The following is a 22,126-nucleotide window of genomic DNA, read 5'->3' as shown; positions in this document are numbered from 1 at the left end:
AAACAGCCGCTCCATTATCACTGTGGATGAGCGTCTTCGAGGCGTACAAAGGCTTCAGCGAATTGCTGCATGGTCATGGAGTCACCGCACGGAGTTGATCGGCATTCTGATGATCATGGTGAGTCCGCCTCCTGGTGTCTCCTCGGGAATGAGGGCACCGCCCATGGCCTCGGTGAGCCCGCGTGACAGCGCGAGGCCGAGGCCGACGCCGGTGCCGTTGTCGCGGTCGCCGAGCCGCTGAAACGGCAGGAAGACCCGCTCGTACGCCTCGGGCGGGATGCCGGGGCCGCGGTCGATGACGCGGATCTCCACCTGATCGTCGTGGCAGCTGGCGGTGACGAGGACCTGCTGCGCGGGCGGGCTGTAGCGGACGGCGTTGCTCATCAGGTTGACCAGCACTCGTTCGAGCAGGGCCGGGTCGGCGACGATCTCGGGCAGGTCGACGGGGATGTCGCCCTCGACCCGGTCGCGCAGCGGCCCGAGGTCGTCGATGGCGTGGGGGACGACCTCCTCCGGTGCGAGGGGCTGGAGGGAGAGCCCGAGCGCGCCGGCCTGCAGGCGGCTCATGTCGAGCAGGTTCTCCACCAGCCGGTCCAGCCTGGCCAGGGACTCGTCGGCGGTGGCCAGCAGCTCCTCGCGGTCCTCCGGAGTCCAGTCGACGTCGTGGCTGCGCAGGCTCTCGACGGCGGCCTTGGCCGCCGACAGCGGGGTGCGCAGGTCATGGCTGACGGCCGCCAGCAGCGCGGTGCGCATCCGGTCGGCCTCGGCCAGCGGCTTGGCCTGTTCCGCCTCCCGCTGCAGGCGTTCCTGGCGCAGCGCGACGGCCGCCTCGGCGGCGAACGCCTCCAGCACCCGCCGGTCGCTGGCATCCAGCAGCCGTCCCCGCGCGGCGAGCACCAGTTGGTCACTGACGGTCACGTCGGTGTCGGCCGCGGCGGGGGTGGTGCAGGGCGCGGAGCCGGAGGTGGCGATGATGCGCCAGGCACCGGCTTCGCATTGATCGTCCGGCGTGGGTTCGCCGACGCGTTCGAGCAGGGTGACCGAGTCCAGGGCGAACGTCTCGCGCAGTCGCCCGAGCAAGGAGGACAGCGCCGCCTCGCCGCGCAGTACGTGCCCGGCCAGGGTGGACAGCGTCGCGGCGTCGGCGCGGGCGCGGGCCATCTCCCGGGCACGCCGGGCGGCCAGGTCGACGATCGCGCTGACCGCGGTCGCCATCAGGACGAACACCACCAGGGCGAGAAGGTTCTCCGGGTCCTCAATGGTCCAGGTGTACAGGGGAGGGGTGAAGAACCGGTTGAGCAGGAAGAAGCCGCCGATCGCCGCAGTGATCGCCGGCCAGGTTCCGCCGATCAGCGCGATCCCGATGACCAGGCTCAGGAACAACAGGATCTCGGTGGGCAGCGAGAGCACGCCGCGAAGCGGGGCGAGCGCGGCGGTCAGCAGCGGCAGGCCCGCCACCGCCACCGCCCAGCCGGCCAGCCTGCGCTTCCTGGTGAGCGCGGCCCGGGAGCGCTCGGGGTGGCGGCGGCCCTTCTTGGCCTCCTCGTGGGTGACCAGGTGCACATCGATGGGGCCGGACTGGGCCGTGGTCTCGACCCCGACGCCACGGGAGAAGATCTGGGCGAAGCGTCCCCTTCTCGACGCTCCCAGTACGAGCTGGGTGGCGTTGACGCCGCCGGCGAAGTCGAGCAGGGCCCGCGGGATGTCGTCGCCGACGACCTGGTGGTACGTGCCGCCCATGCTTTCGACCAGGGCGCGCTGGCGGGCCAGGGTGGCCGGGTCGCCGCCGGCCAGCCCGTCGGCGCTGGTGACGTGGACGGCCAGCAGGTCGGCGCCCTTCGTGCGGGCGGCGATGCGGGCGGCCCGGCGTACCAGAGTGTCGCCTTCCGGGCCGCCGGTCAGCGCCACCACCACGCGCTCGCGCGCCTCCCAGGTGCTGTCGATGCCGTGGTCGGCGCGGTAACGGTCGAGCTGCTCGTCGACCTTGCCGGCGACCCAGAGCAGGGCGAGCTCGCGCAGCGCGGTCAGGTTGCCCACCCTGAAGTAGTTGGACAGCGCGGCGTCCACCTTCTCCGGGGCGTAGACGTTGCCGTGCGCCAGGCGGCGGCGCAGCGCCTCAGGGGACATGTCGACCAGCTCGATCTGGTCGGCTCGCCGCACCACCTCGTCGGGCACGGTCTCGCGCTGCGGGATGCCGGTGATCTCCCGCACGACGTCGTTGACCGACTCCAGGTGCTGGATGTTCACCGTGGAGACGACGTCGATACCGGCGTCGAGGATGTCGTCGATGTCCTGCCAGCGCTTGACGTTCTTCGAGCCGGGCACGTTGGTGTGGGCCAGCTCGTCGATCAGCGCCGCCTTCGGCGCGCGGGCGATGACGGCGTCCACGTCCAACTCGGTGAAGGTGGCCCCGCGGTAGACCAGCGTCTTGCGGGGGATCACCTCCAGGCCCTCCACCAGGGCGGCGGTGCGGGAGCGGCCGTGGGTCTCGACGAACCCCACGACCACGTCCCGGCCGCGCTCACAGGCCCGGCGGCCCTCGCCGAGCATCGCGTACGTCTTGCCCACCCCGGGGGCCGCCCCCAGGTAGACCCGCAGGCGACCCCTTTTCATGAGCGGTCGAGCGCGAGGTTGAGTTCGAGCACGTTCACCGCCGGCTCGCCCATGAAGCCGAGCGCCCGACCGGCGGTGTGCTCCTTGATGAGCTGCTCGACCCTGGCCCGGTCGAGACCGCGTTCCTTGGCCACGCGAGGCGCCTGCAACTCGGCGTAGGCCACAGAGACGTGCGGGTCGAGGCCGGAGGCGCTCGCCGTGACCGCGTCGGAGGGCACGGCCGGCGTTCCCGCGTTCCCTCTGACCGGCACGGTCTTTCCGGCCGCGTAGTCCTCGCCCGGCCTGGCGCACTCCACCTTCAGTCCCTGGTACGCGGTCACGAACGGGGTGGCCGGGCAGGCCTGGTTGACGCTCACGGCACGGTCGGGGAAGACCTTGAGCACCGCGCCGACCCCGTCGGGGGTGCAGTACGGGCGGGCGCCGCTGACGCCCTCCAGCTCGCCGACCGCCTTGGAGCGAGCGCACACCTGGGTGAGCAGCGACCGCTTACCCTCGTCCTTCGCGCCGGGCACCGGCAGAACGTCCACGACATCCTCGGGGCCCAGATTGCCGGCGCTGGTCGAGGTGGGATCGTAGCCGTCCCCGGCGGCCGACGGGCGGGACTGGAAGTACATCCTGATCGGGTTGCCGCCGGCGTCGGTGAAGGACTGGCCGATCAGCGCGCTACCGATGATCTTGCCGTCCTTCTCGACGAGTGAGCCGTTGGCCTTCCCATTGAACAGCGCCTGGGCCACGCCGGTGGCGGCCAGGGGGTAGATGAGGCCGGTGACCACCGTGAGCACGAGCAGCGCGCGCAGCGCGGCGAGGTGCTGGCGGACCCAGCTGGGCATGCGGTCCATTTATGACATCCCCGGAAGGAACTGAATCAGAAGATCGATGAGTTTGATGCCCATGAACGGCGCCACGATGCCGCCCAGGCCGTAGACGTACAGGTTGCGCGACAGCAGTTTGGAGGCGCTGGTGGGCCGGTAGCGGACCCCACGCAGCGCCAGCGGGATCAATGCGACGATCACGAGGGCGTTGAAGATGACCGCCGACAGAATCGCCGACTGAGGGCTGGCCAGGCGCATGATGTTGAGCGCGTCCAGGCCCGGGTAGACCGCCGCGAACATCGCCGGGATGATGGCGAAGTACTTGGCGACGTCGTTGGCGATCGAGAACGTCGTCAGCGCGCCCCGCGTGATGAGCAGTTGCTTGCCGATCTCGACGATCTCGATGAGCTTGGTCGGGTTGGAGTCCAGGTCGACCATGTTCCCGGCCTCCTTGGCGGCGGACGTGCCGGTGTTCATGGCCACGCCGACGTCGGACTGCGCCAGGGCGGGGGCGTCGTTGGTGCCGTCACCGGTCATGGCGACCAGGCGGCCCCCCTCCTGCTCCCGCCTGATCAGCGCCAGCTTGTCCTCGGGGGTGGCCTCGGCCAGGAAGTCGTCCACCCCGGCCTCGTCGGCGATGGCCTTGGCGGTCAGCGGGTTGTCGCCGGTGATCATGACGGTGCGGATGCCCACGCGGCGCATCTCGTCGAAGCGTTCCCGCATGCCGGCCTTCACCACGTCCTTGAGGTGCACGACGCCCAGCACCCGGCCCTTCTCGGCGACGACCAGCGGGGTGCCGCCGGAGCCGGAGATGCCGTCCACGATGTGCCCGACCTCGTCCGTGGGGTGGCCGCCGGCGTCGCGCACCCACTTCATGACCGCGGTGGCCGCGCCCTTGCGGACCTCGCGGCCGTCCAGGTTCACCCCGGACATGCGGGTCTGTGCGGTGAACGGCACCCACTCGGCGTGGGCCAGCGCGCCCGGCCGGCGCTCGCGCAGCCCGTAGGCCTGCTTGGCGTAGACCACGATGGAGCGGCCCTCGGGGGTCTCGTCGGCCAGGCTCGACAGCTGCGCGGCCTCGGCCAGCTCGGCCTCGCTCACCCCGTCCACCACGACGAACTCCGACGCCTGCCGGTTGCCCAGGGTGATGGTGCCGGTCTTGTCCAGCAGCAGCGTGGACACATCCCCTGCCGCCTCGACCGCGCGGCCGGACATGGCGAGCACGTTGCGCTGCACCAGGCGGTCCATGCCGGCGATGCCGATGGCCGACAGCAGCGCGCCGATCGTGGTGGGGATCAGGCAGACGATCAGCGACACCAGCACGATGCCGCTCACCCCGTCGCCGGTCAGGGCGAGCGAGTCCGGCACACCGGGGTTGATGGACGTGGAGTAGATGGCCAATGGCTGCATCGTGGCGGCGGCGACCAGGAAAATGATCGTCAGGGCGGCGAGCAGGATGTTGAGCGCGATCTCGTTCGGCGTCTTCTGCCGGTTCGCGCCCTCCACCAGCGCGATCATGCGGTCGACGAAACTCTCGCCGGGTTTCTGCGTGATCCGCACGATGATCCGGTCGGACAGCACCTTCGTGCCACCGGTCACCGCCGAGCGGTCGCCGCCGGACTCGCGGATCACCGGCGCGGACTCGCCGGTGATGGCCGACTCATCCACCGACGCGATGCCCTCCACCACATTGCCGTCGCCGGGGATGATCTCCCCGGCCTCAACCACCACGAAGTCGCCCTGCCTGAGTTCGGGCGCGCCGACCACGTCCCACTCGGCCGAGGTGCGGCTCTTGAGCCGGCGGGCGGTGGTGTCGCGCCTGGTTGCCCGCAACGCGGCGGCCTGCGCCTTGCCCCGCCCTTCGGCCACAGCCTCGGCCAGGTTGGCGAAGACGACGGTCAGCCACAGCCACGCCACGATCGCCCAGGCGAACCAGGAGGGATCGCCGATCGCAAGGACGGTGGTGAAGACCGCGCCGATCTCGACGATGAACATCACCGGGTTGCGCCACATGGTGGCCGGGTTGAGTTTCCTCACCGCGTCCGGCAGCGATCGGATCATCAGCTTGGGATCGAGCAGCCCGCCGCCCGCCTTTCCACCCTTGGGCGCGGGGGTACGGCCCGGAGCCTGCACTGTCGACGTGGACATGGCTAGCGGATTCCTTCTGCGAGCGGCCCGAGCGCCAGCGCGGGCAGGAAGGTGAGGGCGACCAGAATGATCGTCACGCCGACGACCATGCCGACGAACTGCGGCCGGTGGGTGGGCAGCGTGCCCACGCCCGCCGGAACGGGCGCCTGCTGGGCCAGGGAGCCGGCCAGCGCCAGGGCCAGCACGATGGGCAGGAAGCGGCCGAGAGCCATGCACAGGCCGAGTGTGGTGTTGTGGAACGGGGTGTTCACGCTGACACCGGCGAAGGCGGAGCCGTTGTTGTTGGACGCCGAGGTGTAGGCGTACAGGATCTCCGACAGGCCGTGCGGGCCGCTGTTCAGCATCGCCGCCCGTCCCGTCGCGGTGGCCATCGCCACCGCCGTGCCGACCAGCACCAGCGCCGGGGTGATGAGGAAGGAGAGCGAGGCGAGCTTGATCTCGCGGGCGCCGATCTTCTTGCCCAGGTATTCAGGGGTGCGGCCGACCATCAGCCCGGCCACGAAAACGGTGATCACGGCGAGGATCAGCATGCCGTACAGGCCCGCGCCGACGCCGCCGGGGGCGACCTCGCCGAGCAGCATGTTGAAGATCAGCATGCCGCCGCCGAGCGCGGTGTAGGAGTCGTGGAAGGAATCGACCGAGCCGGTACTGGTCAGGGTGGTGGAGGAGGCGAACATGGCCGAGTTCGACACGCCGAAGCGCGTCTCGCGGCCCTCCATCGCCGTCCCGACGGCCTGCGGCACTGTGCCGCCCGCGCTCAATTCGGCCCAGTTGGTCAGCGTCACGCTGATCAAAAAGATGCTCGCCATCACCGCGACGATGGCGTAGCCCTGCCGGTTGTCGCCGACCATCCGGCCGAAGGCGCGCGGCAGTGAGAACGAGATCACCAACAGGAGGAAGATCGTCAGCCAGTTGGTCCACGTTGTCGGGTTCTCGAACGGGTGGGCCGAGTTGACGTTGAAGATGCCGCCGCCGTTGGTGCCCAGGTCCTTGATCGCCTCCTGTGAGGCGGCCGCGGCCGGGGTGAACGTCTGCTCCCCGCCGGTCAGCGTCGTCCACGTGCTGTGATCGGCGAACGTCTGGATCGCGCCACCGGCCACCAGTACCAGGGCCGCGACGAAGGCGATCGGCAGCAGGATGCGGATCGTGCCGCGGACCAGGTCCATCCAGAAGTTGCCCAGCGTGTCGCTCTTCGTGCGGGCGAACCCGCGCACCAGCGCGATCGCCACCGCCATGCCGACCGCGGCGGAGACGAAGTTCTGCACCGCCAGGCCCGCGGTCTGCACCACGTGGCCCATCGTGGACTCGCCGGAATAGGCCTGCCAGTTGGTGTTGGTGACGAAGCTGACCGCGGTGTTCCAAGCCGGCGCCGGCTCCACCGGCTCCATGCCCAGGGACAGGAACAGGTGGTTCTGCAGCCGCTGCAGGCCGTACAGGAACAGGATCGACACCAGCGAGAACGCCAGCACGCTACGCGCGTAGACGCCCCAGCGTTGCCCGCTGCCGGGTCGCACGCCTGTCAGGCGGTAGATCACCCGCTCGACCCGCGAGTGCTCGGTGCCGGTGTAGACGCGGTACATGTAGTCGCCCAGCGGCCGGTAGCACAGCGCGAGAGCGAGCAGCAGGGACGCGATGAACAAGATCCCGGCCAGAGTCGAGGACATCAGAACCGCTCCGGGAACAGCAGGGCCGCGACCACGAAGACCACGAGGCCGGCAATCACGACCAGGCCTGCGGCGTTGACGGCGTTCACAGCCGCTCCACCGCCTTCACAACCAGCCCGAGGATCACGAACACCGCGATCGTCAGGCCGACGAAGATGACGTCCGTCATCCTCACTCCTCAACTGGGTGATAGGTGTTTCGACCGCCGGAGCGGGCGGCGTTGAGGCAAGCAAATCCCGGAATTTCAGACGCCTTGCAGTTCTTGACGGGTTTTATACGACTAGAGCCCGATAATTGACGCCATTGCTACGCCCCGGCGTGTGCCGGGCGATCAGGGATCCCGCGATGATCTCGGGACCGGCGCCCGTGCGGTTGGGCGCGGTTGGAGCGTTGACCTGATGCTTTGACATGGGGAAAGCTGCGGCAGCGATCCTCCGGCGATCAGCCGATGACGAAGGGGAGGCGCGCGGCCAGGTCTCCCAGCGCGGCCTTCTCCGCGCCGGTCGCGGCGCGTCGCCCGGTGCCGACCAGCAGCGCGTCCTTGTCGGAGAGCGACGCGGGGAACGCGGTCCCTGCGATCTTCTCCAGCATCTCCCTGGACCGGGCGAGCCCTTCAGCGGGGGGCTCCTCCGCGTCGGGCAGGTGCGCGATCAGGTCGAGGTGGTGCAGCGTCCACTCCAGGACGTACGCGGACAGGTAGTCGCCCGCGGTGAGAACCATGTCCTGGGTGGCGACCCGCCTGCGCGGGTCGGCGAGTTCGGCGGCGCGGCCGGCGGCGGAGCCGACGTCGTCGAGGTGGAACTTGAGCAGCCGCGGCTCTTCGTACGCGGCGGCCAGCCGGACGATCAGCGCGTCGAGCGGGTCGTCACCGGCCGGCGGCGTCGAGCCGACCTTCCAGTAGGTCACCGCGTCGCAGGTCGGGTCCTTCTCCGCAGGGGTCACGAGCGTGATCAGAACGTCCTGGGCGTCGATGATCAGGTGACACGCGAGGTCTCGCACGAGCCAGCCCGCGCAGCCGGACGGCCGGGCGAAGTCCTCGTCGGGCAGGTCGGCGACCGCCGTGCGCAACGCCGTCCAGGAGCGCGAGAAGAGATCCATGCCGTCACCGTAGTGCGGCGCCGCGAAAGCCGGCAAACGCCTTCGCGACGGTCAGCCCGACCGCCCGGCCGGGCACTCACCGCTTCTCCTTCATCGAGGCCAGGACCGCCGGGTAGTGCCGGTTGCACATCAGAACCGACTACTTTGTTCGCTCCTCACGTAAGGGGGCCTGCGCACCGACGGGCAGCAGTTCCGGGCGTTTGGCGGTGCGGTGGTCACCGGAGGAGCGGCCGCGCAGGCGCCGGCCGGCCCAGGGGCCGAGGAAGCCGGCGACCCAGCGCAGCTCCGCACCCGCGGCGCGCCACCAGGACAGGTCGGGCTCGGGTGGCAGGGGATGCGTCCATGCGTCGCTGCTGCCGGGCAACTCCAGCGCGTGGGCGACCGCCGCGGCGATGCGTTCGTGCCCGAGCGGGCTGGCGTGCAGCCGGTCGGGGCTCCACAACCGGGCATCCGTGACGACCGGGTGGTGGGCGGTCTCGGCGACGACGACCCCGTGGTGTCGGGCCGCGGCGCGGATGCGCTGGTTGAGCGCTGCGGCCCGCGGGCTGAACGGGCGGGCGAGCGGGGTGATCCGCGCCAGGTCGGGGAAGGTGACGGTGGCCACACGGGCGCCCTGGGCGGTGAGCGCGGCGAACATCGCCTCCAGGTGGCCGCCCACCTCGTCGGCGTCGAACCGGGGCCGGAGCAGGTCGTTGACCCCGGCGACGACGGTGGCCAGGTCGGGGCGCAGGGCGAGAGCCGGCCGGAGTTGTTCGGCGTGGACCTGGGCGGCCACGCGCCCGCGCACGGCCAGGTTGGCGTACCGGAGGCCGGGAACGGCGGAGGCGAGCTGCTCGGCGAGCCGGTCGGCCCATCCGCGCAGGCCGCTGGCGTCGTCGCCGTCGCCGAGCCCTTCGGTCTGGCTGTCGCCCAGCGCGACGTAACGCAGGTCGTCACCCTCGCGCATGCGCCGTCCGCCTCTCTTCCAGGATCGCCGCGCTCCGGCGGCACCAGTCACGGTTGCCCTGCTCGAACGCGATGCCGCGCAGGCACGTCAGGTAAGGGCCGATGCGTTCGCCGTGGCGCAGGAACTCCTCCTCGCTCATGCCGCCGCGCAGCTTCCGCAGCAGGCCGCCGAGCAGCTCGATCTTGGCGTCGGCGAACGCGGCCCGCTCCACGAGCTGCTCGATGAGCGCGCCGGCGGCGACGTGGTCGGCGGCCTGGACCTTCACGAGCAGGTCGTCGCGGATGAAGGAGGGTTTGTTGGCGGTCGCCGCGAACCGCTCCAGCTCGGCCAGGCCGGCGTCGGTCACGGTGAACAGGCGCTTGTTGGGCCGGGTGTCCTGCACCACCTCCCGGCCGCTGACCAGCCCGTCGCGCTCCAGCCGGGCGAGCTCGGCGTAGAGCTGCTGGGGAAGGGCGTGCCAGAAGTTGGCCACGCCCAGGCCGAACGCCTTGGCCAGCTGGTATCCGCTGAGCTCCTCGTCCAACAGTGCCGCCAGCACGGCGTGCCGCAACGCCATCGCGACGTCCTCCTCTTCCCGTACGAACACCGTCATGCTAGTCAAGAAACTGACTATTCGCCTTTTTTGCTAGGAAGGACGGGCCATGACCGCCGCCGACCGTTTCAGGGCCGCCGTCGAGCGGCGCGATCTCGCCGCGCTGGACGAGCTGTTCACCGACGACGTCCGCCTCTACAGCCCGGTGACGTTCACCCCCTTCGAGGGCAAGCCCGCCGTCCTGGGGCTGTTCGGCGTGCTACTGCGCGTCTTCGAGGACTTCCGGTACGCCGGCCGGCTCGACGGCGCCGCCCAGACCGGCGCCGACGGCGCCGAGACCCCGTCGATCGTCCTGGTCTTCCAGGCCACCGTACGCGGCAGGCAGATCCACGGCATCGACCTCATCCACCTGGACGAGGCCGGCCTGATCAAGGAGTTCACGGTGATGGTGCGCCCGAAGTCCGCGGTCGAAGCGCTGGGCGAGGCGGTCCTCGACGGCCTCGTCGCCGACGGGCTCGTACCGGCGCGCTGAGCCCTCGGGCGCTACCCGGCCGTGGCGGACGTGCCGGCGTCCTTCGCGATCCCGCCCGCTGTTTCGCCGGCGATGATCCCGATCGCCTGGCGCACGGCCTCGGCCTGCGCCGGGGCCAGCCCGTCGAGGATCGGCTCGAGCAGTGACGGATCCCACCCGTGCGCGCCCAGCCCGGAATCGGCCAGCAGGTGCTCCATGCTGTAGTCGGCGAGCGAGCGGGCCAGCGGCGCGATCCTGGGGTCGCCGGGCTCGGCGTCGGCCAGCTCGTCCAGCCTGCGGTAGAACTCGTGCCCGATGGCCGTCACCTCCGGATCGGCGGCCAGCGTTTCCAGCTGCCCGAAGGCGCGGCTCCTGCCGGGCTCGCCGGCCACGCTGTCCATCAGCACCAGCAGCTCGCGGTCCCAGGCCGCCGCCTTCGACTCGGGCAGACCCACCACGCGCAGGAACGCCACCAGGTCGGGCGAGGCGATGTCGTCGGGGTCGAGCGACCCCGTCTCGGCCCGCCTGAGCACCTCCGCCAGCTTCGCCCGCCGCTCCCGGATCTCCCCTTCCTGCCTGGCCAGATCCGCGTCGATCTCGGCCAGGATCTCGGCCAGCTCCCTCGACCGGTCGTCGGCGATCACGCCTCGTGCCTCGTCCAGGCTCAGCCCGAGCTGGACCAGGCGGCGTACGCGGGCCAGGGCGACGGCGTCGCGCATGCCGTAGTGGCGGTAGCCGTTGGCCAGGCGCGGCGGCTCCGGCAGGACGCCCTGTTGGTGGTAGTGGCGCACCGTCCGGGTCGACACCCCGAGCAGCGCGGCCAGCTCTCCGATCCGCATGCCCCTAGTAAAGCCGGTGTCGCCGGGCCGCGGCCCGGCGGCCACGGCGGAAACCATATCGGCGGCCGGTACGTCTGAATAAATGAGTGGCATCCGCCGGCGACCGCCGGTTAATGTTTACTCCGTCGAGATCGGAAACGTCAGGAAAGGCCAGTCATGCGTTACGCGGTCACCACCCTGGAGCGGGAACGGCGCAGCTGCCGCCGACTTGTGGTGCTCGGCTGCGGCCTGGCCGGGCAGGCTTCTGGATAACTTCTCGCCACACTCATCCAGAGGCCGCCGGATCCCATCGGGCGGCCTTTTCTCTTGTCCATGCCCGCATACGGGCCGACGCCTTTTGACAATTCCATGAGCGCATCACGCCGCAGAGGCCGAACGGGTTAAGGCAGCTGGCTTCCACCCAGCAGGACGGGGTTCGAGCCCCCGCTGCGGCTCCACGCGTCCGTAGCCCAAGGGGAGAGGTACCGGCCTCAGGAGCCGGGTGTTGCGGGTTCGAATCCCGCCGGACGTACGAACCTCGACGCATGTCGAGGCAGGCCCCGTTGGTCTAGCGGTCAGGACGCCCGGCTTTCACCCGGGAGAACACCGGTTCAAATCCGGTACGGGGTGCTACCACTATGTTTTTCCGGCCCTATAGCTCAATGGAGAGAGCGCCGGCCTACGAAGCCGGGTCCGTTGCAGGTTCGAATCCTGCTGGGGCCACTTGGCCAAACCACGGCCTGTAGCTCAGGTGGTCAGAGCGCCGGTCTTACAAACCGGGCGTCGCAGGTTCGACTCCTGCCGGGCCGACCACGAATTTCCCCCGCGCGAGCTGGGCACAGGGGAGCCCACCCGGCTGTAAACCGGGCGCTTCGGCTGTGGCGGTTCGACTCCGTCCTCGCGCACGATCCGCCTCGACGGGATGGGGGCCGAGGCGGGCCTGGCGCAGTCCGCGGGTGCGGAGGTAGGCCTGCAAAGCCGTCCGTGCGAGTTCGACTCTCGCCTGCGTCTTTCTCTGTCCGGCCGGGACCGCCGTGAACACGACCGGGCTGAGCGCGCCATCCACCGTTCGGTGGATTCCGCGCTCAGCCCGATCCGCCGCCGAGCATGGCCGGCGGGTCGATCCCCGCCGTGAGCTGCGAAACCATGATTTACGCATGGCAGTCATCGACGTCGCCGGCCTCACCAAGAGGTACGGCGACCACACGGTTCTGAACGGCGTCTCCTTCTCGGTCGAGCAGGGCGAGATCTTCGGCCTGCTCGGGCCCAACGGCACCGGCAAGACCACCACCGTCGAGTGCGTGGAGGGTCTGCGGCGGCCCGACGGCGGCACGATCCGGGTGCTCGGGCTCGACCCGATCGGCGACGGCCGCGCGTTGCGCGAGCGCATCGGGGTGCAGCTCCAGCACACCCAACTGCCCGAGAACATCAAGGTGTGGGAGGCGCTCGACCTGTACGCCTCCTTCTACGCCGAGCCGCGCGACTGGCGCGAGCTGCTGGAACAATGGGGGCTGGCCGGCAAGCGCGACGCCCGTTTCAGCAAGTTGTCGGGAGGCCAGAAGCAGCGGCTGTTCATCGCCCTGGCCCTGGTGGGCAACCCGAAGGTGGCCTTCCTCGACGAGCTCACCAGCGGGCTCGACCCGCAGGCCCGCCGCGCCACCTGGGAGCTGATCAAGCAGGTGCGCGCGTCGGGTGTCACCGTGGTCCTGGTCAGCCACTTCATGGACGAGGTGGAGGAGCTCTGCGACCGCGTCGCGGTCTTCGACGGGGGCGGCATCGTCGCGACCGGCAGCCCGGCGGAGCTGATCGACGGGGTCGACGCCGAGCACCAGATGCGGTTCACGCTGATGGCCGGGGACGCCAGCGACCCGGTCGCCCTGCTGAGCGGCCTTCCCGGCGTCTCGGGCGTGACCCGCGACGGCGACGGGGTGAGCGTGACGGGCCGGGGCGACTTCGCCACGGCCGTCACCTCGGCACTGGCCCGCAACCTCATCCCCGTCGCGGACCTGCGCATCGACAAGCGCACGCTCGACGACGCGTTCACCGCCCTGACCGGCCGCTCGTTCCACCCGTGAGGAAGATCCCCGTGACCGTCATCGCCAAGCTCACCACCGTCGAGCTCAAGCTGCTGGCCCGCGAGCCCGGCTCGATCTTCTCGGTGCTCATCCCGCTGTTCATCCTCGTCGTCTTCGGCAGCTCGATCCCACCCGGCGACACGATGCTGCTGCCGATGACGCTGGTGATCGCCGTCGGGCTCGTCGGCCTGTACCAGCTGCCGACCACGTTGGCCACCTACCGCGAACGCGGCATCCTGCGCCGGCTCTCCACCACCCCGGTACGGCCAGGGAGCATGCTGGCGGTGCAGCTCATCCTGCAGTTCGTGCTGGCGCTGACCGCCTGCGCGCTGCTGATCACGGTCGCGGGCACCGTCCTGGGCGCGCACGTTCCCTCCCAGGCGCTGCGGATCGCCGCCGTGTTCCTGCTCGGCACGGCCGCGATGTTCGCCATCGGCCTGCTGATCGCGGCGGTGGCGGCGAACGGGCGCACCGCCAACGGGGTGGGCGTGCTGCTGTACTTTCCGCTGGCCTACCTCGCAGGGCTCATGCAACCGGTGAACCAGATGCCGGATATCCTGGCGCGCATCGGCGCGTTCACCCCTATGGGCGCGTTCCGGCAGGCCCTCCATGACGTCTGGGCGGGGTTGTCGCCGGACCCGCTGGTGCTGGGCGTCATGGCCGCGTACGCGGTGGTCGTCAGTCTCGCCGCGGCCAGGTTCTTCCGCTGGGAGTGAGTGATGACGACAGGGGACGGCGCCCGTCTTGACCGGTGGGAGCGGCTGCTGCAGCGGCTCCTCACCGCCGTCCCGTACGTCCTGCTGGCCATCTCGATGGCGCTGTCATGGCTGGCCGACGACCGGCCGGGGACGTACCATCTCGTCACGCTCGGCCTCTCCGCGCTCGCCGCGGCGTGGATCTGGTTCATGCCCGGCCGCCAGCCGGCCGTCTACGTCACGGGCCTGGTGATCCTGATCGCGGTGCTCTGCTCGCGTGGACTGTGGTTCGGCAGTTTCTTCGCCTTCACCGGATACCTCCACGCCTGGCACCTGCTGAAGGGGAAGTGGAGGTTCGCCGGTGTGACGGCCACGGCGGCCATCTCCATCACGGCCTACACCGGAGGGCTGCCCGAGCCCACCCCGACCGCGATCGCCACCCACCTGCTCTTCACCGTCGCCATCGTGGCCGTGGTCAGCCTGTTCAGCTTCGTCGGCGAGGTCACGGCCGAGCGCAGCGCCGAACGCAAGCGCATGGTGACGCGGCTGGAGGAGGCGATGCGGGAGAACGCCGGCCTGCACGCCCAGCTCCTCGTCCAGGCCCGCGAGGCCGGCGTGCTCGACGAGCGCCAGCGCATGGCCAGGGAGATCCACGACACGCTCGCCCAGGGCCTGACCGGCATCATCACGCAGCTTCAGGCGGCCGTGCAGACCGAGGCCGACCCGCAGGCCTGGCGGCGGCACCTCGACCACGCGGTGGGGCTGGCCCGCGAAAGCCTGGCCGAGGCCCGCCGATCCGTGCACGCCGTCCAGCCGGGCCCGCTGGAGTCCGCCCCACTGCCGGCGGCGCTCGCGGAGATCGCCGCCCGGTGGTCGGAGCTGAACGCCGTGCGCGTGGAGGTCGCCACGACCGGCACGGCGCGTCCCCTGCATCCCGAGGTGGAGGCGACCCTGCTCCGCATCGCCCAGGAGGCGCTGGCCAACATCGCCAAGCACGCCGACGCGTCGCGGGCCGGGCTCACGCTGTCCTACATGGAGGACGTGGTCAGCCTCGACGTGCGCGACGACGGCGCGGGCTTCGACCGGGCGCGCGCGCTCGACGGCGGCGGCTTCGGCCTGGTGTCGATGCGCGACCGGGTGACCCGCCTGGCGGGCGCCTTCGAGATCGAGTCCGAGCCTGGGGCCGGCACCGCTGTCTCCGCCGTCGTGCCCGCCATCACCGCGCTCGCCGCCACCACCCCTGAGGAGTCCCGGAGTGCCTGAGGCCCCCGTCCGGCTGCTGATAGCCGACGACCACCCCATCGTCCGCGACGGCATCCGCGGCATGTTCGCCGGCGATCCCGGTTTCGAGGTGGTCGCCGAGGCCGGCGACGGCGCCCAGGCCGTCGACCTGGCGCGGGCACTCGACCCCGACGTCATCCTCATGGACCTGCGGATGCCCAGGATGGACGGGGTGACGGCCATCAGGGAGCTCGCCCGGCTGGGCCTCAAGGCGCGGGTGCTGGTGCTGACCACGTACGACACCGACAGCGACGTGCTGCCCGCGATCGAGGCGGGCGCGACCGGCTACCTCCTCAAAGACGCGCTGAGGGAGGAACTGGCACGCGCGGTCGCCGCGGCGGCGCGCGGGGAGGCGGCGCTCTCCCCGTCGGTGGCCACCCGCCTGCTCGGTCAGGTCCGCGCCCCCGCCGACCCGCTGAGCGGGCGCGAGCTGGAGATCCTCGACCTGATCGCGCAGGGCACCACCAACCGGGAGGCGGCCGCCCGCCTGTTCATCAGCGAGGCCACGGTCAAGACACACCTGCTGCACATCTACGCCAAGCTGGGCGTCAACGACCGTGCGTCGGCGGTGGCCGCCGCCTTCCAGCGAGGTCTCCTCCCCAGGGGATGAGCCGGCCGGGCCGGCCGGTCAGGCCCACCTGCACAGCGCAAGGGGGCATCGCCGCGTGCGCGCCGTACTGACCTGTCTCGGCAGCTGACGACACCGGACGGATCCGCGGTACTAGGAGTTCAGTCGACTAAAAAATTGCAGTCGACTGAACTTTTGCAGTAGGTTCCCGTTCATGACGGAAGGGCTGCGGGAGCGGAAGAAGCGGCGGACCCGGCAGAGCATCTCCGAGGCGGCCCTCGGCCTGTTCGTGGAGCGCGGCTTCGACAGCGTGACGATCGCCGAGGTCGCGGCGGCCGCCGAGGTGTCGGTCAACACCGTCTACAACTACTTCGAGTCCAAGGAGGACCTGGTCCTGCCGCCGGATGAGGCGTCGCCGCAGCGGCTCGCCGACATCGTGCGGGCGCGCGAGCCGGGCGAGTCGGCGGCGGGGGCCGTGCTGGGGCGGCTGCGCCAGGAGGTGCGCGGGCGCGAGCGCCAGGTGGGCCTCAGCCCGGGGTTCGGACGGGTCCTGGAGATGATGCTGGCCGCCCCCACGCTGGCCGCCCGGCTGGAAGGCCTGGGCCGCCGGATGACGGACACGCTGGCCGCCGCGCTGGCCGAGGAGACCGGCGCGGCCGCGGACGACCCGCTGCCGCGCGTGATGGCCTGGCACATCGGGTCGCTGCACGCGCTGGTCCTGGGCGACATCGCCCGCCGCACCACCGCGGGGGAGCGGCCGGAGGTGATCGCCGAGCGGGTGCTGGATCTGCTCGACACCGTGGAGAGCGTGCTCGGCGAGCGGGTTCTCACCTATGCCGTACGAGAGGAACGACCATGTTCAGGGTGACGATCAGGGGCAAGTTCGCGGGGTTGGACGACGCCGGCCGGGCCAGGGTGCGGGCGGCGAGCGGCACCGTCTTCACCGAGGCCGGCACGTTCACCCACGACCAGAGCGTCTCGGCGTTCACCTTCCGCTGCCAGGTGCCCGCCGGGCCGGACGACGGCGAGGACGAGGCGGCTCTGGGCGCGATGGCCGCGCTGGAGGCGCACGGGCACGCGTACGAGATCCTGAAGATCGGGGTGACCGACATGCGCGACATCAGGATCCGGCGGGGCGGACGCCGGCCGGGACTCACCGGGCGCGCGTGAGAGCGCTCAGGCGGGATGCGGGTGACGCCACGGCCTTGTCGATGGCCGTGGCGTAGGCGCGGCGGGTGTTGGGGTTGGCCGTGCGCGGGGTGGCGAGGAAGGCGTCGGCGGCCTCGTGCGAGGGAAGTGCTGGGCTTCCGCTTTCCTGATTCATCGAATATCGTCGATAGACGATGGATGAGAACAAGGGGCCCTTGCCGCGTGCGGAGGCCGAGGAGTACGCGAGCTGGTTCAAGGCGCTGGCCGACGCCACCCGGATCCAGATCGTGTCGCTGCTGGCGCGGCGGCGCGCGCCGATGAGCGTGGGCGAGATCGTGGCCGCGTCCGGGGTGGGGCAGTCCACCGTCTCGCACCACCTGAAGATCTTGGCGGAGGTGCGGTTCGTGCTGGTCGACCGGCAGGGCACGTCCAGCCTGTACCGGATCAACGAGAACTGCGTGAACTGTTTCCCGACCGCCGCCGACGTGGTCATGGGCAATCCCGTCCCGTCCGCGCCCACCTGCGAGTGAAGGAGCCTGGTCATGGCGCACGATGAGATCATCGATCACTACTCCGCCCTGGCCCGTGCCGCGGACGCCGGCCGGACGGTCACCGACTGCGGGCAGGACGCGTTCGAGCAGGGCGGCTTCGGCGCGGCCGGCTACGACGACCTGGCCGTGCTGCCCGAGGGGGCGGTGCGGGTCAGCCTGGGCTGCGGCAACCCGGTGGCCGTCGCCGACCTGCGCCACGGCGAGACGGTGCTCGACCTCGGCTCGGGCGGTGGCATCGACGTGCTGCTGTCGGCGCGCCGCGTCGGCCCGTCCGGGACGGTGTACGGGGTGGACGCCAGCACGGACATGGTGGAACTGGCCCGGCGCAACGCCGAGCAGGCCGGCGCGGCCAACGTGGAGTTCCTGCACGGCACAATCGAGCGGGTGCCTCTGCCGGAAAGATCGGTGCACGTGGTCATCTCCAACTGCGTGATCAACCTGTCCGGCGACAAGGCCGCCGTGCTGGCCGAGGCGTTCCGGGTGCTGCGGCCCGGCGGCCGGTTCGGCGTCAGCGACGTCGTCACCTCACAGGCGCTCGACGAGCAGGCGCGGCAGCGGGCCGAACAGCGCATCGGCTGCGCGGCCGGATCGCTCACCGTGCAGGAGTACCGGGACCTGCTGGCCGCGGCCGGATTCGTCCAGATCGCCATCACGTTGAGCGCCGATCATGGCGATGGGGTGCACTCGGCCATCGTCCAGGCGATCAAGCCCGCCATTGGGCCCGGTCTGGAGATCCGGCCGATGCGCGAGGGCGACGCCGCCGAGGTGCTGGCCATCTACCAGGCCGGGCTGGACACCGGCCAGGCCAGTTTCGAGACCACCGCGCCCAACTGGGAGGGGTTCACGGCGAGCCGGTTGCCGCACCTGCGGTACGTGGCGACCGATGGCGACTCCGGTGAGCTGCTCGGCTGGGTGGCGGCTTCGGCGGTGTCGTCCCGTCCCGTGTATGCGGGCGTGGTCGAGCACAGCATCTACGTCCACCCCGGCTGCCAGGCCCACGGCATCGGCCGCGCGCTGCTGTCGGCGTTCATCGCCGCCACCGAGGACGCCGGCGTGTGGACGATCCAGTCGGGCGTCTTCCCGGAGAACGCCGCAAGTCTGAGCCTGCATCAGGCGCTCGGTTTCCGGATGGTGGGCGCGCGCGAGCGCATCGGCCGCCACCACGGCGTCTGGCGTGACGTGATGCTGATCGAACGCCGCAGCGCTGTGGTCAGAGCCTGAAGGTGCTCAAAGAGGTCGGGCTCCTCGCTGCTGCTCAACTGGCTGGCCTGCCCAACACGGACCGACGGCGCCGGCCGCTTCCCTGAGAAGGCAGGGCGGCGCCCGTTTCACGCCGGTGGGGAGGGCACTCGGGTGGCTGCCCTGTCGGGATCCAAAAGCACAGCGGCTCCTGGCCGGATGGTGCCCTCGTTCAGTGATCAGGCCCGCTGGGCGGCCAGCAGCCACACGGTGGCTACCAGCAGTCGGGCCGCTGCCACCAGGGTGTCCGGCTGGACGCGGTCGGGGGTTTCGGCGGGGGTCTGATAGCCGGGCATGCCCATGCCGATGCCGATCGCGGCCAGCCCGGCGGCGGCGTAGCGGCGGTTGTCAGAGGCCATCGCGCCCGCCCGCAAGGGCACTCCGGTCAAGCGGGCGGCCTGGTCGAGGGTGGCGAGCAGAGCATGGGCGGGGCCGCCCGCCTCGACGGCGGCGGCCTGGTGAAGGTGCGCGGCACCGTCGAGGTTGATCACGAGCGTGTCCGGCGGCAGGGTGGGGGCGTTGTGGGCCGAGCCCCACGCGCCCGCCTCCTCCGCGTCCAGGAACGCCACCGTCAACTCCGGCACCCTGGGTGGCGGCGCGGCGGCCAGCACGCGGGCGGCCTCCAGGACCGCGGCCACCCCGGAGGCGTTGTCGGCCGCCGCGGGCAGGCGCCGGTCGGGATCGTCGCCGACGCCGTCGTAGTGCGCGCTCAGCAGTACCCGCAGCCCGGCCTGCCCGCCGCCGTGAGCGTTGCCGCCTCGGTGGCCGCCGACCTCGGTGCCAGTCCCGGTGCCAGTCCCGGTGCCAGTCTCGGTGCCAGTCTCGGTGCCAGGAAGGCGCGTGAGGCGGGCGTAGATGTTGCGGCCTCGGGTGGCGATCTGCCGCAACGGCATCGAGCCGGTCACCTGAACCGGGCCACCGTCCAGCGCTTCGGCCAGGCGCCGATGGACCTCCGGGTGCACGGCGATGATGGGCACCGCGCGGGCAGGCGGCCCGGCGATCATCTTGGGCATCCAGCCTTCGGCGTCGGTGCCGCGCACGGTCAGTACTCCGGCCGCGCCCTGCGCCTCGGCCAGCTCGCACGCTCGCCCCCAGTTCGCGGCCTCGGCCAGCACCCACCGCTCGCGCAGCCCGGTCCCCGAACCGTCCGCATCGCCGGTCTCGGGGACCTTGACCAGGATCGCAGAGCGCGGGTGTGGCAGTTCGGCGGAGGCAAGGTGCTCGACGAAGTCGCGGCGGTGCTCCAGCCGCCGTGTCTGTCCGGCGCCGGTCCATTCGAGCACCGGCGTCGCGTACAACTCGCGCACCCCCACCACGTCGAAATCCGACAGCTGCACCTGGGCGCCCAGCTCGCCGAGTCGCGCGGCGAGCCAGGTCGCGGCGGCGCGGCCACCGGACGTGCCCACGCGACGCCCGGCGTAACGGTCGCCGGCCAGCTCGCACACCACGGCGTGCATGCGGGTGGCCGACACCGCCTCCACCAGGGCGGCCAGATCCGGCCCGCCCTGGCCGAGGTCGGATGCTGTGCTGGTCATCCGCAGCACCCAGTGGCGCCCTGAACCCCGTCCTGAGAACCGGCCGGGTGAGCGGCCGGAGCCGGGGCCTGGCCGCAGCAACCGCTCCGGGCGGCCTGCTCGGCGGCGACCAGGCTGCCGCAGCAGGCAGTCGCCGCAGCGGCCGGCTCCGTGCTCTGCCCTGCGACGCCGGACGGCTCGCCGGCGGAGGGGGAGGGGGAGCCGCAGCAGCCTCCCGCAGCGGGTGGGGCGAAGGCCTCGTGCAAGTTCCCGAGGAAGCCGCCGCTGGTCTGGTTCGTCATCGTGTCTCCCTACCGAGCTGGATGGATCGCCCACCTCAGCCCTAAGAGTTAGATGGATATCTAAGCAGTCGCTACGATCTCATGCTGTTTCGATATCCGTCAAGATAGACAATAATCTAATTAGTGCGATCATCGGTTGCCAGGCGCGGCGCGCACTACAGTTGGGCGGAGATCTCGGCGGCCAACTGCCGGGCGATACGGCCGGCGCCGATCAACGTGGCCGAGGCGGGCCCGGTCCAGTCGCCGTAGCCGAGCAGATGCAGGCGGGGCTCACCCACCGCCCGGGTGCCGCGGGTCGGGATGAGCCCGCCCCTGCCACGCAGGCGCAACGGGGCCAGGTGGCCCAGGGCGGGCCGGAAGCCGGTGCACCACAGGATCACGTCGCAGGCCAGCGTGCTGCCGTCGGCCCAGGCGACGCCGCGCGGGGTGATGCGGGCGAACATGGGCTCGGCCTTGAGCACGCCCCGGTCGCGGGCCTCGCGCACGGGCGGGACGGCGACGATGTCGCCGAGATCGGCGATGCCCGCCGCGGCCTCCCCCGCCTGGGCGGCGCGGTGGCGGCGAGTGGCCAGGTCGAACAGGGCGCGGCCGTCGATGTCATCGGGCAGCAGGCGCGGCGGCCGCCGGGTCGCCCAGGTGACCTCGGCGAGCGTGGACAGTTCGGCCAGGAGTTGGGCGGCGGAGTTGCCGCCGCCCACGATGACCACGCGCTTGCCGCGCAGCGGTTCCGGGCCGCGGTAGCCGGCAGTGTGCAGGTGCTCCCCGCCGAAGACGCGCAGGCCGGGATAGTGCGGGATGTAGGGACGCCACCAGGTGCCGGTCGCGCTGATCACGCTCTTGGCCCGCCAGGTGCCCTGGCCGGTCTCGACCAGGAGATGGCCGTCGCCGCGCCGCACCGCGTGCACCGTCACCGGGCGCAGCACCGGCAGCCCGTAACGGCGTTCGTAGTCGGCCAGGTAGGTGACGACCTCGGCGGCGCTCGGGTAGCCGCCGCCGGGCGGGATGGGCATCATGCGGCCGGGCAGCGAGCTGTACTGAGCCGGTGAGAACAGGCGCAGGCTGTCCCAGGCGTGCCGCCACGCGCCGCCGGCGCTGTCCTGGGCGTCGAGGATGACGAAGTCGGCTCTCGCGCGGCGCAGGTAGTACCCGGCGGCCAGGCCCGCCTGCCCGCCGCCGATCACCAGGACGTCGACGGACCGGGGGGCGGCCGTCATGAAGGCAGCAGTTCCAGCTCAGTGCGTCCCGCCGCAGGCTGGGGGACGGACTCGGTGAGGGGAGCGAACAGGGCGCCGAGCTTGTTCACCGCTTCGGGGATGATGCGGTAGTAGACCCAGGTGCCGCGGCGTTCGCCGTCGATCAGCCCGGCCGTGCGCAGCACCTTGAGGTGGTGGGAGATGGTGGGGGCGGTCAGGTCGAAGGCGTCGGTCAGGTCGCAGACGCAGGCCTCGCCGCCGGCGTGGGAGCCGATCATCGACAGCAGGCGCAGCCGTACCGGGTCGGCGACGGCCTTGAGCATGGCGGCGAGTTTGGTGGCGGTGTCCTCGGCCAGCGGTTCGCGGGCGATCGGGGCGCAGCACTGGCCGGTGGGGACGGTCATGACAACCCCTCCT

Annotated in this window: 22 protein-coding genes and 7 tRNA genes; 16 read left to right on the top strand and 13 right to left on the bottom strand. The window is 71.2% G+C overall.

Annotated elements, in window-relative coordinates; genetic code table 11:
- Positions 1–81: 81 nt before the first annotated feature.
- The 8 genes from ABGA98_RS42890 to ABGA98_RS42855 form a co-directional block, all read right to left on the bottom strand.
- Positions 82–2,613: a sensor histidine kinase KdpD gene (locus ABGA98_RS42890; protein ID WP_347624228.1), complete on the bottom strand. Its 2,532-nt coding sequence runs from the start codon at positions 2,611–2,613 to the stop codon at positions 82–84.
- The gene (locus ABGA98_RS42885; RefSeq protein WP_347624227.1) at positions 2,610–3,452 is read right to left on the bottom strand and encodes a potassium-transporting ATPase subunit C; all 843 of its coding nucleotides are present in this window, start codon (positions 3,450–3,452) and stop codon (positions 2,610–2,612) included. Before ABGA98_RS42885 ends, ABGA98_RS42890 begins: the two co-directional genes overlap by 4 nt.
- Positions 3,453–5,573, bottom strand: a complete 2,121-nt coding sequence (gene kdpB / locus ABGA98_RS42880) for a potassium-transporting ATPase subunit KdpB (RefSeq protein WP_347624226.1) — start codon at positions 5,571–5,573, stop codon at positions 3,453–3,455.
- A 2-nt stretch (positions 5,574–5,575) separates the two neighbouring features.
- Positions 5,576–7,237, bottom strand: a complete 1,662-nt coding sequence (gene kdpA, locus ABGA98_RS42875) for a potassium-transporting ATPase subunit KdpA (RefSeq protein WP_347624225.1) — start codon at positions 7,235–7,237, stop codon at positions 5,576–5,578.
- A complete protein-coding gene (locus tag ABGA98_RS42870; protein ID WP_347624224.1) occupies positions 7,237–7,326 on the bottom strand; it encodes a potassium-transporting ATPase subunit F in 90 nt (29 codons plus the stop codon). The genes kdpA and ABGA98_RS42870 overlap by 1 nt, the downstream gene beginning before the upstream one ends.
- A gap of 352 nt (positions 7,327–7,678) precedes the next feature.
- Entirely contained in the window at positions 7,679–8,335 is a 657-nt protein-coding gene (locus ABGA98_RS42865) for a maleylpyruvate isomerase N-terminal domain-containing protein (protein ID WP_347624223.1), read from the bottom strand.
- A gap of 139 nt (positions 8,336–8,474) precedes the next feature.
- On the bottom strand, positions 8,475–9,281 hold the full coding sequence (locus ABGA98_RS42860; RefSeq protein ID WP_347624222.1) for an SGNH/GDSL hydrolase family protein: 807 nt from the start codon (positions 9,279–9,281) through the stop codon (positions 8,475–8,477).
- Positions 9,268–9,873 carry a PadR family transcriptional regulator gene (locus ABGA98_RS42855; RefSeq protein WP_347624288.1) on the bottom strand — a complete coding sequence of 202 codons (606 nt, stop codon included), beginning with the start codon at positions 9,871–9,873 and terminating at the stop codon, positions 9,268–9,270. Before ABGA98_RS42855 ends, ABGA98_RS42860 begins: the two co-directional genes overlap by 14 nt.
- Before the next feature lie 49 nt (positions 9,874–9,922).
- Between ABGA98_RS42855 and ABGA98_RS42850 the strand changes: the two genes are divergently transcribed.
- Positions 9,923–10,345 carry a nuclear transport factor 2 family protein gene (locus ABGA98_RS42850; protein ID WP_347624221.1) on the top strand — a complete coding sequence of 141 codons (423 nt, stop codon included), beginning with the start codon at positions 9,923–9,925 and terminating at the stop codon, positions 10,343–10,345.
- A gap of 11 nt (positions 10,346–10,356) precedes the next feature.
- On the opposite strand, the gene ABGA98_RS42845 is transcribed toward ABGA98_RS42850, so the two are convergent.
- Positions 10,357–11,208, bottom strand: coding sequence for a MerR family transcriptional regulator (locus ABGA98_RS42845; protein WP_347624220.1), 852 nt, complete (start codon positions 11,206–11,208; stop codon positions 10,357–10,359).
- A gap of 316 nt (positions 11,209–11,524) precedes the next feature.
- On the opposite strand from ABGA98_RS42845, the gene ABGA98_RS42840 reads away from it, so the two are divergent.
- From ABGA98_RS42840 to ABGA98_RS42780, 13 genes are all read left to right on the top strand, one after another.
- Positions 11,525–11,600 (top strand) — tRNA-Gly (locus ABGA98_RS42840).
- Between the two features lies 1 nt (position 11,601).
- A tRNA-Leu gene (locus tag ABGA98_RS42835) sits at positions 11,602–11,674 on the top strand.
- 25 nt (positions 11,675–11,699) lie between these two features.
- A tRNA-Glu gene (locus ABGA98_RS42830) sits at positions 11,700–11,772 on the top strand.
- Positions 11,773–11,790: 18 nt separating this feature from the next.
- Positions 11,791–11,865, top strand: a tRNA-Arg gene (locus ABGA98_RS42825).
- Positions 11,866–11,878: 13 nt separating this feature from the next.
- Positions 11,879–11,955: transfer RNA gene (locus ABGA98_RS42820), tRNA-Val, on the top strand.
- 12 nt (positions 11,956–11,967) lie between these two features.
- Positions 11,968–12,047 (top strand) — tRNA-Tyr (locus ABGA98_RS42815).
- 37 nt (positions 12,048–12,084) lie between these two features.
- A tRNA-OTHER gene (locus ABGA98_RS42810) sits at positions 12,085–12,153 on the top strand.
- A 146-nt stretch (positions 12,154–12,299) separates the two neighbouring features.
- Positions 12,300–13,217, top strand: a complete 918-nt coding sequence (locus ABGA98_RS42805; protein WP_347624219.1) for an ABC transporter ATP-binding protein — start codon at positions 12,300–12,302, stop codon at positions 13,215–13,217.
- Positions 13,214–13,933, top strand: coding sequence for an ABC transporter permease (locus ABGA98_RS42800; protein WP_347624218.1), 720 nt, complete (start codon positions 13,214–13,216; stop codon positions 13,931–13,933). The genes ABGA98_RS42805 and ABGA98_RS42800 overlap by 4 nt, the downstream gene beginning before the upstream one ends.
- 3 nt (positions 13,934–13,936) lie before the next feature.
- A complete protein-coding gene (locus tag ABGA98_RS42795; RefSeq protein ID WP_347624217.1) occupies positions 13,937–15,175 on the top strand; it encodes a sensor histidine kinase in 1,239 nt (412 codons plus the stop codon).
- Complete coding sequence (locus ABGA98_RS42790; protein ID WP_132628382.1) at positions 15,168–15,803, top strand: response regulator transcription factor; 636 nt, start codon at positions 15,168–15,170, stop codon at positions 15,801–15,803. Before ABGA98_RS42795 ends, ABGA98_RS42790 begins: the two co-directional genes overlap by 8 nt.
- A 172-nt stretch (positions 15,804–15,975) precedes the next feature.
- Entirely contained in the window at positions 15,976–16,629 is a 654-nt protein-coding gene (locus tag ABGA98_RS42785; protein WP_347624216.1) for a TetR/AcrR family transcriptional regulator, read from the top strand.
- The gene (locus ABGA98_RS42780; RefSeq protein WP_347624215.1) at positions 16,617–16,931 is read left to right on the top strand and encodes a DUF6204 family protein; all 315 of its coding nucleotides are present in this window, start codon (positions 16,617–16,619) and stop codon (positions 16,929–16,931) included. Before ABGA98_RS42785 ends, ABGA98_RS42780 begins: the two co-directional genes overlap by 13 nt.
- Here ABGA98_RS42780 and ABGA98_RS42775 read toward each other — a convergent pair.
- On the bottom strand, positions 16,915–17,085 hold the full coding sequence (locus tag ABGA98_RS42775; RefSeq protein WP_347624214.1) for a hypothetical protein: 171 nt from the start codon (positions 17,083–17,085) through the stop codon (positions 16,915–16,917). The genes ABGA98_RS42780 and ABGA98_RS42775 overlap by 17 nt on opposite strands.
- A 19-nt stretch (positions 17,086–17,104) precedes the next feature.
- On the opposite strand from ABGA98_RS42775, the gene ABGA98_RS42770 reads away from it, so the two are divergent.
- Both ABGA98_RS42770 and arsM read left to right on the top strand, forming a co-directional pair.
- Complete coding sequence (locus tag ABGA98_RS42770) at positions 17,105–17,440, top strand: metalloregulator ArsR/SmtB family transcription factor (RefSeq protein ID WP_347624213.1); 336 nt, start codon at positions 17,105–17,107, stop codon at positions 17,438–17,440.
- 12 nt (positions 17,441–17,452) lie between these two features.
- Positions 17,453–18,682, top strand: coding sequence for an arsenite methyltransferase (gene arsM / locus ABGA98_RS42765; protein WP_347624212.1), 1,230 nt, complete (start codon positions 17,453–17,455; stop codon positions 18,680–18,682).
- A 197-nt stretch (positions 18,683–18,879) separates the two neighbouring features.
- On the opposite strand, the gene ABGA98_RS42760 is transcribed toward arsM, so the two are convergent.
- The 3 genes from ABGA98_RS42760 to ABGA98_RS42750 all read right to left on the bottom strand — a co-directional run bounded on the left by ABGA98_RS42760 (position 18,880) and on the right by ABGA98_RS42750 (position 22,113).
- Positions 18,880–20,235 carry a M28 family peptidase gene (locus ABGA98_RS42760; protein WP_347624211.1) on the bottom strand — a complete coding sequence of 452 codons (1,356 nt, stop codon included), beginning with the start codon at positions 20,233–20,235 and terminating at the stop codon, positions 18,880–18,882.
- 436 nt (positions 20,236–20,671) lie between these two features.
- Complete coding sequence (locus tag ABGA98_RS42755; RefSeq protein ID WP_347624210.1) at positions 20,672–21,730, bottom strand: ArsO family NAD(P)H-dependent flavin-containing monooxygenase; 1,059 nt, start codon at positions 21,728–21,730, stop codon at positions 20,672–20,674.
- A complete protein-coding gene (locus ABGA98_RS42750) occupies positions 21,727–22,113 on the bottom strand; it encodes a metalloregulator ArsR/SmtB family transcription factor (RefSeq protein ID WP_347624209.1) in 387 nt (128 codons plus the stop codon). Before ABGA98_RS42750 ends, ABGA98_RS42755 begins: the two co-directional genes overlap by 4 nt.
- Positions 22,114–22,126 lie beyond the last annotated feature (13 nt).

Origin of the sequence: Nonomuraea sp. B1E8 (genome assembly GCF_039871515.1) — a bacterium.
Taxonomy (GTDB): domain Bacteria; phylum Actinomycetota; class Actinomycetes; order Streptosporangiales; family Streptosporangiaceae; genus Nonomuraea.
This window is presented reverse-complemented; position numbering and strand designations above follow the sequence as displayed.

Excerpts from the sequence above, each read along its gene's own strand:
- ABGA98_RS42780 (WP_347624215.1), top strand. The coding sequence starts at position 16,617 with ATGTTCAGGGTGACGATCAGGGGCAAGTTCGCGGGGTTGGACGACGCC.
- kdpA (WP_347624225.1), bottom strand. The coding sequence starts at position 7,237 with ATGTCCTCGACTCTGGCCGGGATCTTGTTCATCGCGTCCCTGCTGCTC.
- ABGA98_RS42850 (WP_347624221.1), top strand. The coding sequence starts at position 9,923 with ATGACCGCCGCCGACCGTTTCAGGGCCGCCGTCGAGCGGCGCGATCTC.
- ABGA98_RS42805 (WP_347624219.1), top strand. The coding sequence starts at position 12,300 with ATGGCAGTCATCGACGTCGCCGGCCTCACCAAGAGGTACGGCGACCAC.
- ABGA98_RS42760 (WP_347624211.1), bottom strand. The coding sequence starts at position 20,235 with ATGACCAGCACAGCATCCGACCTCGGCCAGGGCGGGCCGGATCTGGCC.
- ABGA98_RS42795 (WP_347624217.1), top strand. The coding sequence starts at position 13,937 with ATGACGACAGGGGACGGCGCCCGTCTTGACCGGTGGGAGCGGCTGCTG.
- ABGA98_RS42775 (WP_347624214.1), bottom strand. The coding sequence starts at position 17,085 with ATGAATCAGGAAAGCGGAAGCCCAGCACTTCCCTCGCACGAGGCCGCC.
- ABGA98_RS42755 (WP_347624210.1), bottom strand. The coding sequence starts at position 21,730 with ATGACGGCCGCCCCCCGGTCCGTCGACGTCCTGGTGATCGGCGGCGGG.
- ABGA98_RS42855 (WP_347624288.1), bottom strand. The coding sequence starts at position 9,873 with ATGACGGTGTTCGTACGGGAAGAGGAGGACGTCGCGATGGCGTTGCGG.
- ABGA98_RS42890 (WP_347624228.1), bottom strand. The coding sequence starts at position 2,613 with ATGAAAAGGGGTCGCCTGCGGGTCTACCTGGGGGCGGCCCCCGGGGTG.
- ABGA98_RS42750 (WP_347624209.1), bottom strand. The coding sequence starts at position 22,113 with ATGACCGTCCCCACCGGCCAGTGCTGCGCCCCGATCGCCCGCGAACCG.
- ABGA98_RS42770 (WP_347624213.1), top strand. The coding sequence starts at position 17,105 with ATGGATGAGAACAAGGGGCCCTTGCCGCGTGCGGAGGCCGAGGAGTAC.
- ABGA98_RS42865 (WP_347624223.1), bottom strand. The coding sequence starts at position 8,335 with ATGGATCTCTTCTCGCGCTCCTGGACGGCGTTGCGCACGGCGGTCGCC.
- arsM (WP_347624212.1), top strand. The coding sequence starts at position 17,453 with ATGGCGCACGATGAGATCATCGATCACTACTCCGCCCTGGCCCGTGCC.
- ABGA98_RS42860 (WP_347624222.1), bottom strand. The coding sequence starts at position 9,281 with ATGCGCGAGGGTGACGACCTGCGTTACGTCGCGCTGGGCGACAGCCAG.
- kdpB (WP_347624226.1), bottom strand. The coding sequence starts at position 5,573 with ATGTCCACGTCGACAGTGCAGGCTCCGGGCCGTACCCCCGCGCCCAAG.
- ABGA98_RS42785 (WP_347624216.1), top strand. The coding sequence starts at position 15,976 with ATGACGGAAGGGCTGCGGGAGCGGAAGAAGCGGCGGACCCGGCAGAGC.
- ABGA98_RS42885 (WP_347624227.1), bottom strand. The coding sequence starts at position 3,452 with ATGGACCGCATGCCCAGCTGGGTCCGCCAGCACCTCGCCGCGCTGCGC.